The sequence below is a fragment of the Rhizobium bangladeshense genome, assembly GCF_017357245.1.
GTDB classification, from domain to species: Bacteria; Pseudomonadota; Alphaproteobacteria; order Rhizobiales; family Rhizobiaceae; genus Rhizobium; species Rhizobium bangladeshense.
The window spans coordinates 113,965-128,501 of the sequence record NZ_CP071612.1 but is presented as its reverse complement, the minus strand read 5'-3'; the positions used below and the strand labels follow the sequence as shown (position 1 = coordinate 128,501).

12 protein-coding genes are annotated in these 14,537 nt (G+C 61.9%); 9 read left to right on the top strand and 3 right to left on the bottom strand.

The annotated features are described in order from the left end of the window. The first annotated feature begins 39 nt into the window (after window positions 1-39). The 9 genes from nusA to J2J98_RS00560 all read left to right on the top strand — a co-directional run bounded on the left by nusA (window position 40) and on the right by J2J98_RS00560 (window position 11,626). Entirely contained in the window at window positions 40-1,641 is a 1,602-nt protein-coding gene (gene nusA / locus J2J98_RS00600) for a transcription termination factor NusA (protein WP_064707545.1), read from the top strand. After that, window positions 1,638-2,330 (top strand): RNA-binding protein, encoded by a 693-nt coding sequence (locus tag J2J98_RS00595; RefSeq protein ID WP_197491935.1) that lies wholly within the window; start codon window positions 1,638-1,640, stop codon window positions 2,328-2,330. Before nusA ends, J2J98_RS00595 begins: the two co-directional genes overlap by 4 nt. Before the next feature lie 102 nt (window positions 2,331-2,432). Next, window positions 2,433-5,183 (top strand): translation initiation factor IF-2, encoded by a 2,751-nt coding sequence (infB, locus tag J2J98_RS00590; RefSeq protein WP_207602065.1) that lies wholly within the window; start codon window positions 2,433-2,435, stop codon window positions 5,181-5,183. A 149-nt stretch (window positions 5,184-5,332) separates the two neighbouring features. After that, entirely contained in the window at window positions 5,333-5,737 is a 405-nt protein-coding gene (rbfA, locus tag J2J98_RS00585; RefSeq protein ID WP_009993666.1) for a 30S ribosome-binding factor RbfA, read from the top strand. A 12-nt stretch (window positions 5,738-5,749) separates the two neighbouring features. Then, complete coding sequence (gene truB / locus J2J98_RS00580; RefSeq protein ID WP_207602064.1) at window positions 5,750-6,682, top strand: tRNA pseudouridine(55) synthase TruB; 933 nt, start codon at window positions 5,750-5,752, stop codon at window positions 6,680-6,682. 90 nt (window positions 6,683-6,772) lie between these two features. Continuing rightward, window positions 6,773-7,621: an alpha/beta fold hydrolase gene (locus tag J2J98_RS00575; protein ID WP_064707540.1), complete on the top strand. Its 849-nt coding sequence runs from the start codon at window positions 6,773-6,775 to the stop codon at window positions 7,619-7,621. A gap of 151 nt (window positions 7,622-7,772) precedes the next feature. Continuing rightward, window positions 7,773-8,042, top strand: a complete 270-nt coding sequence (gene rpsO / locus J2J98_RS00570) for a 30S ribosomal protein S15 (protein ID WP_009997779.1) — start codon at window positions 7,773-7,775, stop codon at window positions 8,040-8,042. Window positions 8,043-8,390: 348 nt separating this feature from the next. Beyond that, entirely contained in the window at window positions 8,391-10,529 is a 2,139-nt protein-coding gene (gene pnp / locus J2J98_RS00565; RefSeq protein WP_064707539.1) for a polyribonucleotide nucleotidyltransferase, read from the top strand. Between the two features lie 80 nt (window positions 10,530-10,609). After that, window positions 10,610-11,626: a class I SAM-dependent methyltransferase gene (locus J2J98_RS00560; RefSeq protein ID WP_138394454.1), complete on the top strand. Its 1,017-nt coding sequence runs from the start codon at window positions 10,610-10,612 to the stop codon at window positions 11,624-11,626. A gap of 88 nt (window positions 11,627-11,714) precedes the next feature. Here J2J98_RS00560 and fabI read toward each other — a convergent pair whose 3' ends face one another. The 3 genes from fabI to fabA are packed head-to-tail and all read right to left on the bottom strand — an operon-like array spanning window position 11,715 to window position 14,319. Beyond that, the gene (gene fabI / locus J2J98_RS00555; RefSeq protein WP_064711869.1) at window positions 11,715-12,521 is read right to left on the bottom strand and encodes an enoyl-ACP reductase FabI; all 807 of its coding nucleotides are present in this window, start codon (window positions 12,519-12,521) and stop codon (window positions 11,715-11,717) included. Between the two features lie 4 nt (window positions 12,522-12,525). Next, entirely contained in the window at window positions 12,526-13,758 is a 1,233-nt protein-coding gene (gene fabB / locus J2J98_RS00550) for a beta-ketoacyl-ACP synthase I (RefSeq protein ID WP_207602063.1), read from the bottom strand. A 45-nt stretch (window positions 13,759-13,803) separates the two neighbouring features. Beyond that, window positions 13,804-14,319 carry a 3-hydroxyacyl-[acyl-carrier-protein] dehydratase FabA gene (gene fabA / locus J2J98_RS00545; protein ID WP_064711871.1) on the bottom strand — a complete coding sequence of 172 codons (516 nt, stop codon included), beginning with the start codon at window positions 14,317-14,319 and terminating at the stop codon, window positions 13,804-13,806. Window positions 14,320-14,537 lie beyond the last annotated feature (218 nt).

The following is a 14,537-nucleotide window of genomic DNA, read 5'->3' as shown; positions in this document are numbered from 1 at the left end:
GGGACGGGAACCCTGGAGTAAAGACGGAGAAACAAAACAATGGCAGTCAGTGCGAACCGGCTCGAACTTCTGCAGATCGCAGATGCAGTGGCGCGCGAAAAAGTCATCGACCGGGAGATCGTGCTTGCCGCAATGGCCGATGCCATCCAGAAGGCGGCGCGCTCCCGTTACGGCACCGAGTCCAACATCCGGGCCGACATCAATCCGAAGACCGGTGAAATCCGTCTGCAGCGTCTGCTCGAAGTCGTCGACAAGGCCGAGGATTATTCGACGCAGATCCCGCTGGAGCTTGCCCGCGACCGCAATCCGGACGCAGCCCTCGGCGATTTCATCGCCGACCCGCTGCCGCCAATGGATTTCGGCCGCATCGCCGCACAGTCCGCCAAGCAGGTGATCGTGCAGAAGGTGCGTGAGGCCGAGCGCGACCGTCAGTTCGACGAATTCAAGGATCGCGTCGGCGAAATCGTCAACGGCACCGTCAAGCGCGTCGAATACGGCAATGTCATCGTCGATCTCGGCCGCGGTGAAGGCATCATCCGCCGCGATGAAATGATCCCGCGCGAGAACGTGCGCTATGGCGATCGCGTCCGTGCATACGTATATGATGTGCGTCGCGAGCAACGCGGCCCGCAGATTTTCCTGTCGCGCACGCACCCGCAGTTCATGGTGAAGCTCTTCACCATGGAAGTGCCTGAGATTTACGACGGCATCATCCAGGTGAAGTCGGTCGCCCGCGATCCGGGTTCGCGCGCCAAGATCGCGGTGATCTCGAACGACAGTTCGATCGATCCGGTCGGCGCCTGCGTCGGTATGCGCGGCTCGCGCGTTCAGGCCGTCGTCGGCGAACTGCAGGGCGAGAAGATCGACATCATCCCGTGGAGCCAGGACCCGGCGACCTTCGTGGTCAACGCCCTGCAGCCGGCGGAAGTCGCCAAGGTCGTTCTCGACGAGGACGCTGAGCGCATCGAAGTCGTTGTTCCCGACGAGCAGCTGTCGCTTGCAATCGGCCGCCGCGGCCAGAACGTCCGCCTCGCCTCGCAGCTGACCGGCTGGGATATCGACATCATGACGGAGGCCGAGGAATCGGAACGCCGTCAGAAGGAATTCAACGAGCGCACCAACCTGTTCATGGATTCGCTCGATGTCGACGAAATGGTCGGCCAGGTTCTGGCATCTGAAGGCTTTGCCGCCGTCGAGGAACTTGCCTATGTCGATCTCGACGAAATCTCCTCGATTGACGGTTTCGACGAAGAGACGGCGCAGGAAATCCAGCAGCGCGCCCGCGAATTCCTCGAGCGTCTCGAAGCCGAGATGGACGAGAAGCGCAAGGCGCTCGGCGTTCAGGACGAGTTGCGCCAGATCGACGGCATGACTGCCCAGATGATGGTGGCGCTCGGCGAGGACGGCATCAAGACGATCGAGGACTTCGCCGGCTGCGCTGCCGATGACCTCGTCGGCTGGACGGAACGCAAGAACGGCGAAACGAAGAAGTTCGAAGGCCTGTTCTCGAAGTTCGACGTCTCGCGTGTCGAAGCCGAGCAGATGATCGTGCAAGCGCGTCTAGCGGCCGGCTGGATTACCGAAGAGGACCTGGCGAACGCGACCGAAGAAGAGGTCACCGAAGCCGAACAGGAAGCATGATGACCGCGCATGAGCCGAACGCTCTTCCTGAGGACGACGATCTTGCAGGGTATGACGTGAACGGACGCATGTGCATCGTGACGCGCGAAAGCGGATCGCCGGAAGAGCTGATCCGCTTCGTAGCGGCTCCCGATGGAACCGTTGTCGCCGACCTGAAGCGCGAGCTTCCGGGACGCGGCTGCTGGGTGAAAGCCGACCGGTCGCTGGTCGACAAGGCGGTGGCGAAAAAACTATTCGCCCGCGCATTGAAGAGCGATGCGAAGGCCGCGGACGATCTCGGCGCGAGCGTCGACCGGCTGCTGGCGGCGCAATTAATGCAGATGATGAACATGGCGCGCAAAGCCGGCCAGTTCGTCAGCGGCGCCTCGAAAGTGGATGCCGCGGTCAGAAGTGGAGCAGCCCTTGCGGTGTTCCACGCGACTGACGCAGCGGATGACGGAGTGCGAAAAATCGACCAGGCCCGCAAGGCCTGGCACCTCGGAATGGAGACCGAGGAGGAGATACCTTCCTACCGTTTCTTCTCGGAGAGCGAAATGGAGGGCCTGATGGGCCAGAATGCTTTTATCCATGCCGCAGTGCTTGCAGGGCAGGCGGGTGAGGGTGTAGTGAAGCGCGCAAAGATGCTCGAACAGTACCGTATTGGCGGTCAGTCCCGGGCAGCGGGCGGCGCTGGCCGGCAAAAACAATGAGGCGGTCACCGGCATCGGCCGGTCTCATTCTCATTGATCGACAGTATTTGAACGACAGGGTCTGATCTAGTCATCGCTCCCTGTCCGAAGGAACGGGAACGAATGACCGATAGTAACGACGACAAGACAATCAGCGTAACGGGCAAGAAGACGCTTACCCTGAAACCATCGGGGATGAGCCAGGGCACCGTTCGCCAGGATATGGGTCGGGGTCGCACCAAAGCGGTCGTGGTCGAGACCCGCAAGCGGCGCCCGATGCGCCCGGAAGACGAAAAGCCGATCACGCCCGCTGCCCCCGCAGCCCCGGTTCGCGCAGCCGAACCAGCGCCGGCACCTGCTCAGGCGCGTCCGCAGCAGTCGACGCCGGCGCCGAGGATTCATCAGCCGGGCAGTAACCAGACCAACCAGCGTCCGCAGCAGTCCTATCAGCCGTCGCGTCCGAACGATCGTCCGCGCCCGGTGGTTCTGAACCATCTGTCGCCGGAAGAGATGGATGCGCGCCGCCGTGCGCTGGCCGAATCCCAGGCGCGTGACGCCCAGGATGCGATCCGCCGTGCCGAGGAAGAAAAGCGCCGTGCCGCCGAAGAGGTGATCCGCAAGGCAGCCGAAGCCGAAGAGGCCGCCCGCCGGGCAGCCGAAGAGGCTGTCCGCCAGGCAGAGGCGTCCGCTGCCGCCGAACCGGCAGCCGCTGCACAGGCTCCTGCCGTCGCCGAAGCCCGTCCGAACGCTCCCAGGCCGGCATCGCCGGCGCCGGCTGCGCGCCGGCCCGATGGCGCCGGAGCACCGGCTGCCGCCCGCCCGGCGCCCGGCGCTACGGCACCGGCTGGTGTCCGCGGCCGTCGCGACGACGGCGACGACGATGATCGCGGTGCTGCACGCGGCGGTCCGGCCCGTGGCCGCGTCATTCGCCCGGAACCCGCAAAGCCGGTCACCACCCGTCCGAAGACGGATGAGGAGCGCCGCCGCGGCAAGCTGACGATCACCACGGCCGACGTCGACGGAGACGACAATGCCCGGGGCCGCTCGCTCTCGGCGATGCGCCGCCGGCAGGAAAAGTTCCGCCGCAGTCAGATGCAGGAAACTCGCGAGAAGATCTCCCGCGAAGTGGTCCTGCCTGAGACCATCACCATTCAGGAGCTGTCGCAGCGCATGTCCGAACGCGCCGTCGACGTCATCAAGTTCCTGATGAAGGAAGGCCAGATGATGAAGCCGGGCGATGTCATCGACGCCGACCTCGCCGAACTCATCGCCGGCGAATTCGGCCATACCGTCAAGCGTGTCTCTGAATCCGACGTCGAACTCGGCATCTTTGACATCGCCGACGTCGAAGGCGATCGCGTTTCGCGTCCGCCCGTGGTCACCATCATGGGCCACGTCGACCACGGCAAGACCTCGCTGCTCGACGCCATCCGCCATGCCAACGTGGTTGCCGGCGAAGCCGGCGGTATCACGCAGCATATCGGCGCCTATCAAGTGGAGCAGAACGGCCAGAAGATCACCTTCATCGACACCCCCGGCCACGCCGCCTTCACGGCGATGCGCGCCCGCGGCGCGCAGGCGACCGACATCGCGATTCTGGTCGTGGCAGCTGACGACAGCGTCATGCCGCAGACAATCGAATCGATCAATCACGCCAAGGCGGCCGGTGTTCCGATCATCGTGGCGATCAACAAGATCGACAAGCACGAAGCCGATCCGCAGAAGGTGCGCAACCAGCTTCTGCAACACGAAGTCTTCGTGGAATCGATGGGCGGTGAAACGCTTGACGTCGAAGTCTCGGCCAAAACAGGCAAGAACCTTGACAAGCTGCTCGAAGCCGTTCTGCTGCAGGCGGAAATCCTCGACCTCAAGGCCAATCCGAACCGCACTGCCGAAGGTACCGTCATCGAAGCCCAGCTCGATCGCGGCCGCGGCTCGGTTGCCACGGTTCTCGTTCAGAACGGTACGCTGAAGCCGGGCCAGATCATCGTCGCAGGCGACGTCTGGGGCCGCGTGCGCGCCCTCGTCAACGACAAGGGCGACCATATGAAGGAAGCGCCGCCGGCGATGCCGGTCGAAGTGCTCGGCCTTTCCGGCACGCCGCAGGCGGGTGACAAGTTCGCAGTGGTCGAGAGCGAGAGCCGCGCCCGCGAAATCTCGGAATACCGCCAGCGTCTTGCCCGCGACAAGGCGGCTGCCCGCCAGTCGGGACAGCGCGGTTCGCTGGAACAGATGATGACGCAGATGCAGAGCACCGGAATCAAGGAATTCCCGCTTGTCATCAAGGGCGACGTGCAGGGTTCGATCGAAGCGATCGCCGGCGCACTGGAAAAGCTCGGCACCGACGAGGTGCGTGCCCGCATCGTCCATTCGGGCGCAGGCGGCATCACCGAGTCGGATATTTCGCTCGCCGAAGCCTCGAACGCGGCCATTATCGGCTTCAACGTTCGCGCCAATGCGCAGGCGCGCCAGTTCGCGGAGCGTCAGGGCATCGAGATCCGCTACTACAACATCATCTACGACCTCGTGGATGACGTGAAGGCAGCGATGTCGGGCCTCCTGTCTCCGGAACGGCGCGAGACCTTCATCGGCAATGCCGAGATCCTGGAAGTGTTCAACATCACCAAGGTCGGCAAGGTCGCAGGCTGCCGTGTCGTCGAAGGCAAGGTCGAGCGCGGGGCCGGTGTACGCCTCATCCGCGACGACGTCGTCGTTCACGAAGGCAAGCTCAAGACCCTCAAGCGCTTCAAGGACGAAGTCTCCGAAGTGCCGATGGGCCAGGAGTGCGGCATGGCCTTTGAAAACTATGAAGACATGCGCGTCGGCGACGTCATCGAGTGCTTCCGCGTCGAACATATCACGCGGACGCTCTAATCCTCGGCGTCACAGCAGCTTTACAAAGCCATCCGCTATCCGGCGGGTGGCTTTTCTATCTGCCGGCTTGACCTTTTCGGCCAAAAGAGTCATGGACGCTCTCCTTTGACGGGTTCGATTCCCAGCCGCATCGGCAAACAGAGATAACAATGACCAGACCAACATCTTCCGCGCCTTCGCAGCGCATGCTGCGCGTTGGCGAACAGGTCCGCGCCGCAATCACTCAGGTGCTGCAGCGCGGCGAAGTGCGCGACGACATCATCGAGGCGACGGTGATTTCGATCTCCGAAGTGCGCATGTCGCCTGATCTCAAGATCGCCACGGCTTACGTGACGCCGCTCGGCGTTTCCGACCACAGCATCGTCATCGAGGCTTTGAACCGCCATGCGAAATTCATCCGCGGCCGGCTCGGACCACAGCTCCGGCAGATGAAATACATGCCGGAGGTACGCTTCCGGGACGATACCAGTTTCGACAATTACAAGAAGATCGACGAGCTGCTGCGTTCGCCGGAGGTGAGCCGAGACCTCGACGGCGACAACGACGAACAATAACAGAAGAGACTGATGTCCAAACCACGCAAACCCAAGGGCCGACCGATTTCCGGCTGGCTGATCCTAGACAAGCCGGTGGATTTCGGCTCGACGGAAGCCGTTTCCAAGATCAAGTGGCTCTACAAGGCGCAGAAGGCCGGCCATGCCGGCACGCTCGATCCGCTCGCCTCCGGCATGCTGCCGATCGCGCTCGGCGATGCGACCAAGACCGTTCCCTATGTGATGGACGGCCGCAAAATCTACGAATTCACCGTCAGCTGGGGCGAGGAGCGCGCCACGGACGATCTCGAAGGCGAGGTCACTCAGAGCTCGGACAAGCGGCCAAGCGAACAGCATATCCGCGATATCCTGCCGAAATATATCGGCACCATCAGCCAGGTGCCGCCGCAGTTTTCCGCAATCAAGATAGCGGGAGAACGCGCCTATGACCTGGCGCGCGACGGTGAAGCCGTCGAGATCCCGTCGCGGGAAGTGGAGATCTTTCGGCTGACCCTGCTTGCCTGCCCTGACGCCAATACCGCCCATTTCGAAGTGGAATGCGGCAAGGGCACGTATGTGCGGGCGCTCGCTCGCGATTTCGGCCGCGAGCTCGGCTGCTACGGTCACATATCCGGCCTGCGGCGCACCTTCGTCGCGCCCTTCGCGGAGGACGCCATGGTGCCGCTCGCCGACCTGGTGGCGCTGGAAGCGATCGAGGACATGGACGAGCGGCTCGCCGCCCTCGACGCGCTGCTGATCGACACCTGCGAGGCGCTTTCGGCGCTGCCCCATCTCGTCATCAACGACGACCAGGCGCACAGGCTGAAGATGGGTAATCCGATCCTGGTACGCGGCCGGGATGCGCCGATTGCCGAGAGCGAAGCCTATGCGACGGCGCGCGGCAAGCTGATCGCGATCGGCGAGATCGGCCAGGGCGAATTTCGTCCCAAGCGCGTTTTTGCCTGAGCCCGTCCGATTTGTGACTGCTCTGGCAATTGCCAGCCGTTGACGATGCAATATGTTTCCCCCGGGGCCATGGCGGCCCGAGGGGAAATCATGCGCAGAATTACCGGAATACTGACGTTCTTTTCGTTGTTCCTGATCCTTGCCGGCGCCCAAGCCGCCGAACGCTGGGCCGAGCTTCCGGCCTTTCCTTCGATGCCCGCGCCGAAGATCAGTGGCATGGCCGATGTCAACGACATCAAGATGTATTACGCCGAATATGGTGAGGGCGACCCGATCCTCTTCATCCATGGCGGCCTTGGAAATGCCGATGTCTGGGGTCGCCAGGTCGCCGAATTCGCGAGGGATCATCTGGTCATCGTTGCCGACAGCCGCGGTCACGGCCGCTCGACGCGCAGCCAGCAGCCCTTTGGCTATGATCTGATGACATCTGATTATGCAGCCCTTCTCGATTATCTGAAGATCGACAAGGTGACGCTGGTGGGATGGTCGGACGGCGGCATCATCGGCATCGACATGGCGATGAAACATCCGGAAAAGCTCACGCGGGTCATTGCCCAGGCAGCGAATGTCACGACAGATGGCGTCAAGGACGATGTCATGAACAACAAGACCTTCAACGAATACATCAATGTCGCCGGGGAGCAGTATAGGAAGCTGTCGCCGACGCCGAACGAATATGACGCCTTCGTCGCGCAGATCTCCCGGATGTGGGAGACGCAGCCGAACTGGACGGCGGCTGACCTTGGGAAGATCACCGTACCCGTCACGCTTGCCATCGGCGACCATGACGAGGCCGTCAAGCTCGACCATACGGAGATGATGGCAAAGGAGATCCCAGGCGCAAAACTTGTCATCCTCAAGGATGCCAGCCATTTCGCCATGCTGCAGGATCCCGGCGGTTATGATGCAATGATCCGGGACGCCATGGCCGGCCGTTGAAAGCCGCTGCGGGAGTCCCCTCTTTCCATCGCTGCATATTTGGTTTATAGGCAGCGCCAGCGTCAGGTCCGCCTGCTCGCATTCACGGCCAAAGCTGGACGGCATCCCGGCTTTTGGCGACTTCTTCTCCTCTCATAGAAAGGAACATCCGATGTCGATCACTGCTGAGCGCAAGGCTGCGCTGATCAAGGAATATGCGACTGCCGAAGGCGATACCGGTTCCCCGGAAGTCCAGGTCGCGATCCTGACCGAACGCATCAACAACCTGACCGAACACTTCAAGGACCACAAGAAGGATAACCATTCCCGCCGTGGTCTGCTGACGATGGTTTCGAGCCGCCGCTCGCTTCTTGACTATCTCAAGAAGAAGGATGAAGGCCGCTATTCCAAGCTGATCAACAGCCTGGGTATCCGCCGCTAAAACTGTCCGGCGGGCGCTTTTGAGCGTCCGCCGGATCCGTTTCGGGACAATGGTCCTGATGAAATGTTCCGCCCGCGCCCTATCTCAAGCGGTGGAACGACCGGCAGACCCGGATGGGCCGGTTCTGCCAAACCAACCGTTGACCTGTCATGGGGCAGGATTGCCGGATGCTTTCGGCCAAAGCTCTCCAAGGCTTTGGCCTAAGTTTCTCAGGAACTCTCCGTTCGGGAAACTGCTGATGAAAAGCCTCCCGTTGTCTTGCCCGTGATACGTCACACTGATTGCGGTCGACTGTGCGCTGCGCCCGATATCGGCGATGGCGCGTGCTCCCGCATTGAAGGACAAGATATGTTTGATACACACAGCGTGGAAATTGAGTGGGCCGGCCGCCCGCTGAAGCTCGAAACCGGCAAGATCGCCCGTCAGGCGGACGGCGCAGTTCTCGCCACCTACGGTGAGACCGTCGTTCTCGCCACCGTCGTCTCGGCGAAGGCGCCGAAGCCCGGCCAGGACTTCTTTCCGCTGACCGTCAACTACCAGGAAAAGACCTACGCAGCCGGCAAGATTCCCGGCGGCTATTTCAAGCGCGAAGGACGTCCGAGCGAAAACGAAACGCTCGTTTCCCGCCTGATCGACCGCCCGATCCGCCCGCTCTTCCCGGAAGGCTACAAGAACGACACGCAGGTCGTCGTCACCGTCATCCAGCACGACCTTGAAAACGATCCGGACGTGCTGTCGATGGTCGCCACTTCGGCGGCGCTGACGCTCTCCGGCGTGCCCTTCATGGGTCCGGTCGGCGGCGCGCGTGTCGGCTACATCAATGGCGAATACGTTCTCAACCCCCATCTCGACGAGATGGACGAATCGAGCCTCGACCTGATCGTCGCCGGCACCTATGACGCCGTGCTGATGGTTGAATCCGAAGCCAAGGAACTGCCTGAAGACGTCATGCTCGGCGCCGTCATGTTCGGCCACAAGGGCTTCCAACCGGTTCTCGACGCGATCATCAAGCTCGCCGAAGTTGCCGCCAAGGAACCGCGCGACTTCCAGCCGGAAGATTATGCCGCGCTCGAAAGCGAAATGCTTGGGCTTGCCGAAACCGAACTGCGAGAAGCCTACAAGATCACCCAGAAGGCCGACCGCTACGCCGCCGTCGACGCCGTCAAGGCCAAGGTAAAGGCGCATTTCCTTCCCGAGGAAGGCGAAGCCCGGTACACCGCCGAGGAAATCGGCGCGATCTTCAAGCACCTGCAGGCCAAGATCGTGCGCTGGAACATCCTCGACACCAAGAGCCGCATCGACGGCCGCGACCTCGAGACCGTTCGTCCGATCGTTGCCGAAGTCGGTCTACTGCCGCGCACGCACGGCTCGGCCCTCTTCACCCGCGGTGAAACCCAGGCCATCGTCGTCGCCACGCTCGGCACCGGCGAAGACGAGCAGTATGTCGATTCCTTGACGGGCATGTACAAGGAAAACTTCATGCTGCACTACAACTTCCCGCCCTACTCGGTCGGCGAGACCGGCCGCATGGGTTCTCCGGGCCGCCGCGAAATCGGCCATGGCAAGCTCGCATGGCGCGCCATCCATCCCATGCTGCCGTCGGCGGAGCAGTTCCCCTACACGCTGCGCGTCGTTTCCGAAATCACCGAATCCAACGGCTCGTCGTCGATGGCAACCGTCTGCGGCACGTCGCTGGCGCTGATGGATGCCGGCGTTCCGCTGGCAAAGCCGGTTGCCGGCATCGCCATGGGCCTGATCCTGGAAGGCGACCGCTTCGCCGTCCTCTCGGACATCCTCGGTGACGAGGATCATCTCGGCGACATGGACTTTAAGGTCGCAGGCACGGCCGACGGCATTACCTCGCTGCAGATGGACATCAAGATCGCCGGTATCACCGAAGAGATCATGAAGGTCGCTCTCGCCCAGGCCAAGGGCGGTCGCGCCCACATTCTCGGCGAAATGTCCAAGGCCATCACCGAGAGCCGCGGCCAGCTCGGCGAATTCGCTCCGCGCATCGAAGTCATGAACATCCCGGTCGACAAGATCCGCGAAGTCATCGGCTCCGGCGGCAAGGTCATCCGCGAAATCGTCGAAAAGACCGGCGCGAAGATCAATATCGAGGACGACGGCACCGTCAAGATCGCCTCCTCTTCCGGCAAGGAAATCGAAGCGGCCCGCAAGTGGATCCACTCGATCGTCGCCGAACCTGAAATCGGCCAGATCTATGAAGGCACTGTCGTCAAGACCGCCGACTTCGGCGCCTTCGTCAACTTCTTCGGCGCCCGCGATGGCCTCGTCCACATCTCGCAGTTGGCTTCCGAGCGCGTCGCCAAGACGCAGGATGTCGTCAAGGAAGGCGACAAGGTCTGGGTCAAGCTGCTCGGCTTCGATGAACGCGGCAAGGTTCGCCTGTCGATGAAGGTCGTCGATCAGGCCACCGGTCAGGAAATCCCGAACGAGAAGAAGAAGGAAGAAGCGGCCGAATAAGCCGCGTCTGCCAGCTTTAGAGCTTTTCCGGGCGCGGGATTCTTCCGCGCCCTTCTTCTATTCTAAATGAGACGAGATCCATGAGCCGCGATACGCTGAAGACCCTGTTCCATCCCTTTGCCAGCGGCACGATCCAGGCGCCTGGCGAAGGCGAGCGTGTGCTTTTTCTCGGCGCCGAGGCAGGCTTTGCGCTGCCGGAAGGTTTTGCCGCCTCGCTCAGCGCCGTCCAGGGCTTCCGGCCGCTCTATCGCCAGCTCCTCGCTCAGCGGATCGAAGCGACGCCTGAGATCGAGGGCGAGGATTATGACGCGGCGCTTGTGCTTTGCACCAAGCACAAGGGCGAGAACGAGACCAATCTCGCCGCCGCGATCGCCCGCACGCGGGCCGGTGGGCTCATCGTCGTCGCCGGCGCCAAGGAAGACGGCGTCCAGCCCTTGCGCAAGCGTATGGAAGCTTTCGGCCTCGCCATCGACCATATGCCGAAATATCACGGCGTCGCCTTCTGGTTCGGCCGCCCGGCCGAGGCCGGCGACGTCATTTCCAGACTGGCAAAGGCGCCGGTGCGCGTCGACGATCGCTTCCATGCGGCAGCCGGCATGTTCTCGCATGACCGGATCGACGCCGGATCGGAACTTCTCGCCTCGCGCCTGCCGCAGGATTTTACCGGCGACGTGGCCGATTTCGGCGCCGGATGGGGCTATCTCTCGGTCGAGATGGCGCAGAGATCGCGCGGAATGGCCCGCCTTGACCTCTATGAGGCCAATCACGCAGCTTTGGAGGCAGCGCGGGGTAACCTGGCGGAGAACTGTCCAGACGCGCCGGTGCGCTTCTTCTGGCACGATCTGGCGGGCGAGCCGGTCAAGGACAAATACGATCTCGTCATCATGAACCCGCCCTTCCATGAAGCACATGCCGCCGAGCCATCGCTTGGCCAAGCGATGATCAAGACTGCCGCCTCCGCCCTTCGCGGCGGCGGCCGGCTGATGCTCGTCGCCAATCGCGGCCTGCCTTACGAGCCGGTTTTGGCAGCGAACTTCAAGGAAAGCGGCGAAACCTGCCGCAATGCACGTTTTAAGGTGTTGTGGGCGAAGAAATAAGGCGGGACGGCCCGGCACCGGCGCATGTTGACGAAAACAAAAAGGCCGTGCGCATCACCTGCGCACGGCCTTTTTGTTTAGGATGAGTTTATTCCACGTCGGCCTTGCGCAGCGTGTCCAGCGTCGGCATGGAGGTGATGTTGAAGCCGGCATCGACGAAGTGGATCTCGCCGGTGACGCCGGCGGAGAGGTCGGAGAGCAGGTAGAGCGCCGAGTTGCCGACCTGATCGATGGTCACGGTCTTGCGCAGCGGCGCGTTGCGCTGGTTCCACGAGAGGATCGCGCGTGCGTCAGAGATGCCGGCGCCGGCGAGCGTGCGGATCGGGCCGGCGGAAATCGCGTTGACGCGGATGCCGCGCGGGCCGTAATCGGCGGCGAGATAGCGCACCGAAGCCTCGAGCGCTGCCTTGGCGACGCCCATGACGTTGTAATTGGGAATGACGCGCGTCGAGCCGTTATAGGTCAAAGTCAGCATCGCGCCACTGCCCTCCATCAGCGGAGCGCAACGCCTGGCGATCTCGGTGAAGGAGAAGCAGGAAATGACCATGGTGCGGCTGAAATTCTCACGCGTGGTATCGGCGTAGAGGCCCTTCAGCTCGTTCTTATCGGAGAAACCGATGGCGTGGACGATAAAATCGAGCTTGCCCCAGCGCTCGCCGAGCGAGTCGACCACGGCGTCGACGGATTCAATATCCTCGACATCGCAAGGCAGCACGAAATCCGAGCCGACTTCGGCGGCAAGCGGCCTGACGCGCTTGCCGAGCGCATCGCCCTGATAGGTGAAGGCGAGGTCCGCACCTTGTGCGGCGAGAGCTTTTGAAATCCCCCAGGCAATCGAATGGTTGTTTGCGACGCCCATGATGAGGCCGCGCTTACCCTGCATGATTCCAGTCATGTTATTATCCGTTATAGCGCTGGAAGACGAGCGTGGCGTTCGTCCCGCCGAAGCCGAAGGAGTTGGAGAGAGCGGTGTCGATCTTCGCATTGTCGATACGCTTGCGCACGATCGGCACGCCTTCGAATTCGGGATCGAGTTCGGTGATATGGGCACTTTCGCCGATGAAGCCTTGCTGCATCATCAGCAGGGAATAGATCGATTCCTGCACGCCGGCCGCACCCAGCGAATGGCCCGTCAGCGATTTGGTCGATTGGATGTGCGGGATCTTGGCGCCGAACACTTCGCGGATGGCGCCGATTTCCTTGCTGTCGCCGACCGGCGTCGACGTGCCATGGGTGTTGATATAGTCGACCTCACCTTTGACGGTGGAAAGCGCCTGGCGCATGCAGCGGACAGCGCCCTCGCCCGAGGGAGCGACCATGTCGTAGCCATCGGAGGTGGCGCCGTAGCCGACGATTTCGGCATAGATTTTGGCGCCGCGCGCCTTGGCGCGCTCCAGCTCTTCCAACACCAGCACGCCGGCGCCGCCGGCAATGACGAAACCGTCGCGGTTGACGTCATAGGCGCGCGAGGCGGTATCCGGCGTATCGTTATATTTGGAAGACATGGCGCCCATTGCATCGAAGAGATTGGACATCGTCCAGTCGAGATCCTCGTGGCCGCCGGCAAACATCACGTCCTGCTTGCCCCACTGGATCATTTCGGCTGCGTTGCCGATGCAATGCGCAGAGGTCGAGCAGGCCGACGAGATAGAATAGTTAACGCCGTGAATCTTGAACCAGGTCGCAAGCGTGGCGGAGGCGGTCGAAGACATCGCCTTCGGCACGGCGAAGGGGCCAATGCGCTTCGGGCTCTTGTTCTTGACGGTAATATCGGCCGCCTCGATGAGGGTGCGGGTCGACGGGCCGCCGGATCCCATGATGATGCCGGCGCGCTCGTTCTGAGCGTAGTCCTTCTCTTCCAGCCCGGAATCGGCGATCGCCTGCTTCATGGCGACATGGTTCCAGGCGCCGCCCTGCGACAGGAAGCGCATGGCGCGGCGATCGACCAGATCCGCAAGTTCCGCCGGGCCGAGCTTCGGACTGCCCCAGACCTGGCACTTGAAGCCGTGTTCGGCAAAATCGTTGGAAAAGGAAATACCCGACTTTGCCTCGCGCAAGGATTCGGTGACTTCGGCCGCGTCGCTCCCGATCGAGGAAACGATACCCAGACCCGTGACAACTACCCGTCTCATCTGATCAAACCTTTGTTGTTTTCGTCAGCCGCTCGAAATGCGGTTTCAGGCGGACTTGTCTTTCGATAGACCGACGCGAAGGTCGGCCGCCTGGTATATGGTCTCACCGTCCGCCTTCAGCCAGCCGTCAGCCGTGCCGAGCACGAGGCGACCGCGCATGACGCGCTTGAAGTCGATACCGTATTCAATCAGCTTCGTATGCGGCCGGACCATGCCCTTGAATTTCACTTCGCCTGTTGAAAGCGCCATGCCGCGACCTTCCTCGCCGAGCCAGCCCAGAAAGAAGCCGGTCAGCTGCCACATGCCATCGAGGCCAAGGCAGCCCGGCATGATCGGATTGCCTTCGAAATGGCAGGGGAAATACCAGTCGTCGGGGCGTACGTCGTATTCAGCCCTGAGATAGCCCTTGTCGAAGGCGCCGCCCGTTTCGGAAATTTCCGTGATGCGGTGAACCATCAGCATGGGTGGCAGCGGCAGCTGCGCATTGCCGGGTCCGAACAGCTCGCCATGGGCGCAAGCGATGAGTTCTTCATACGAGAAGCTGGACTGTCTGGTTGTCATAAAATTCTTTTTCCCCCCCGCGTGAAGCCGATGGATGTGAACGTGTAGTCCAAGTTCTTCAGAAAATGAAGCGCAAGCAAGGCAGCTTCACTCATCGTACCGGACCAGGCCTACGCCATTATTTGGTGGTCGCATACAGGAAGGCCAGGGCCGCGACCAGACCTATTTGCGTCTAAAGCCCGTTTTTTGCGGCGTTTAGCAGGCTCTTGTCCCCATTG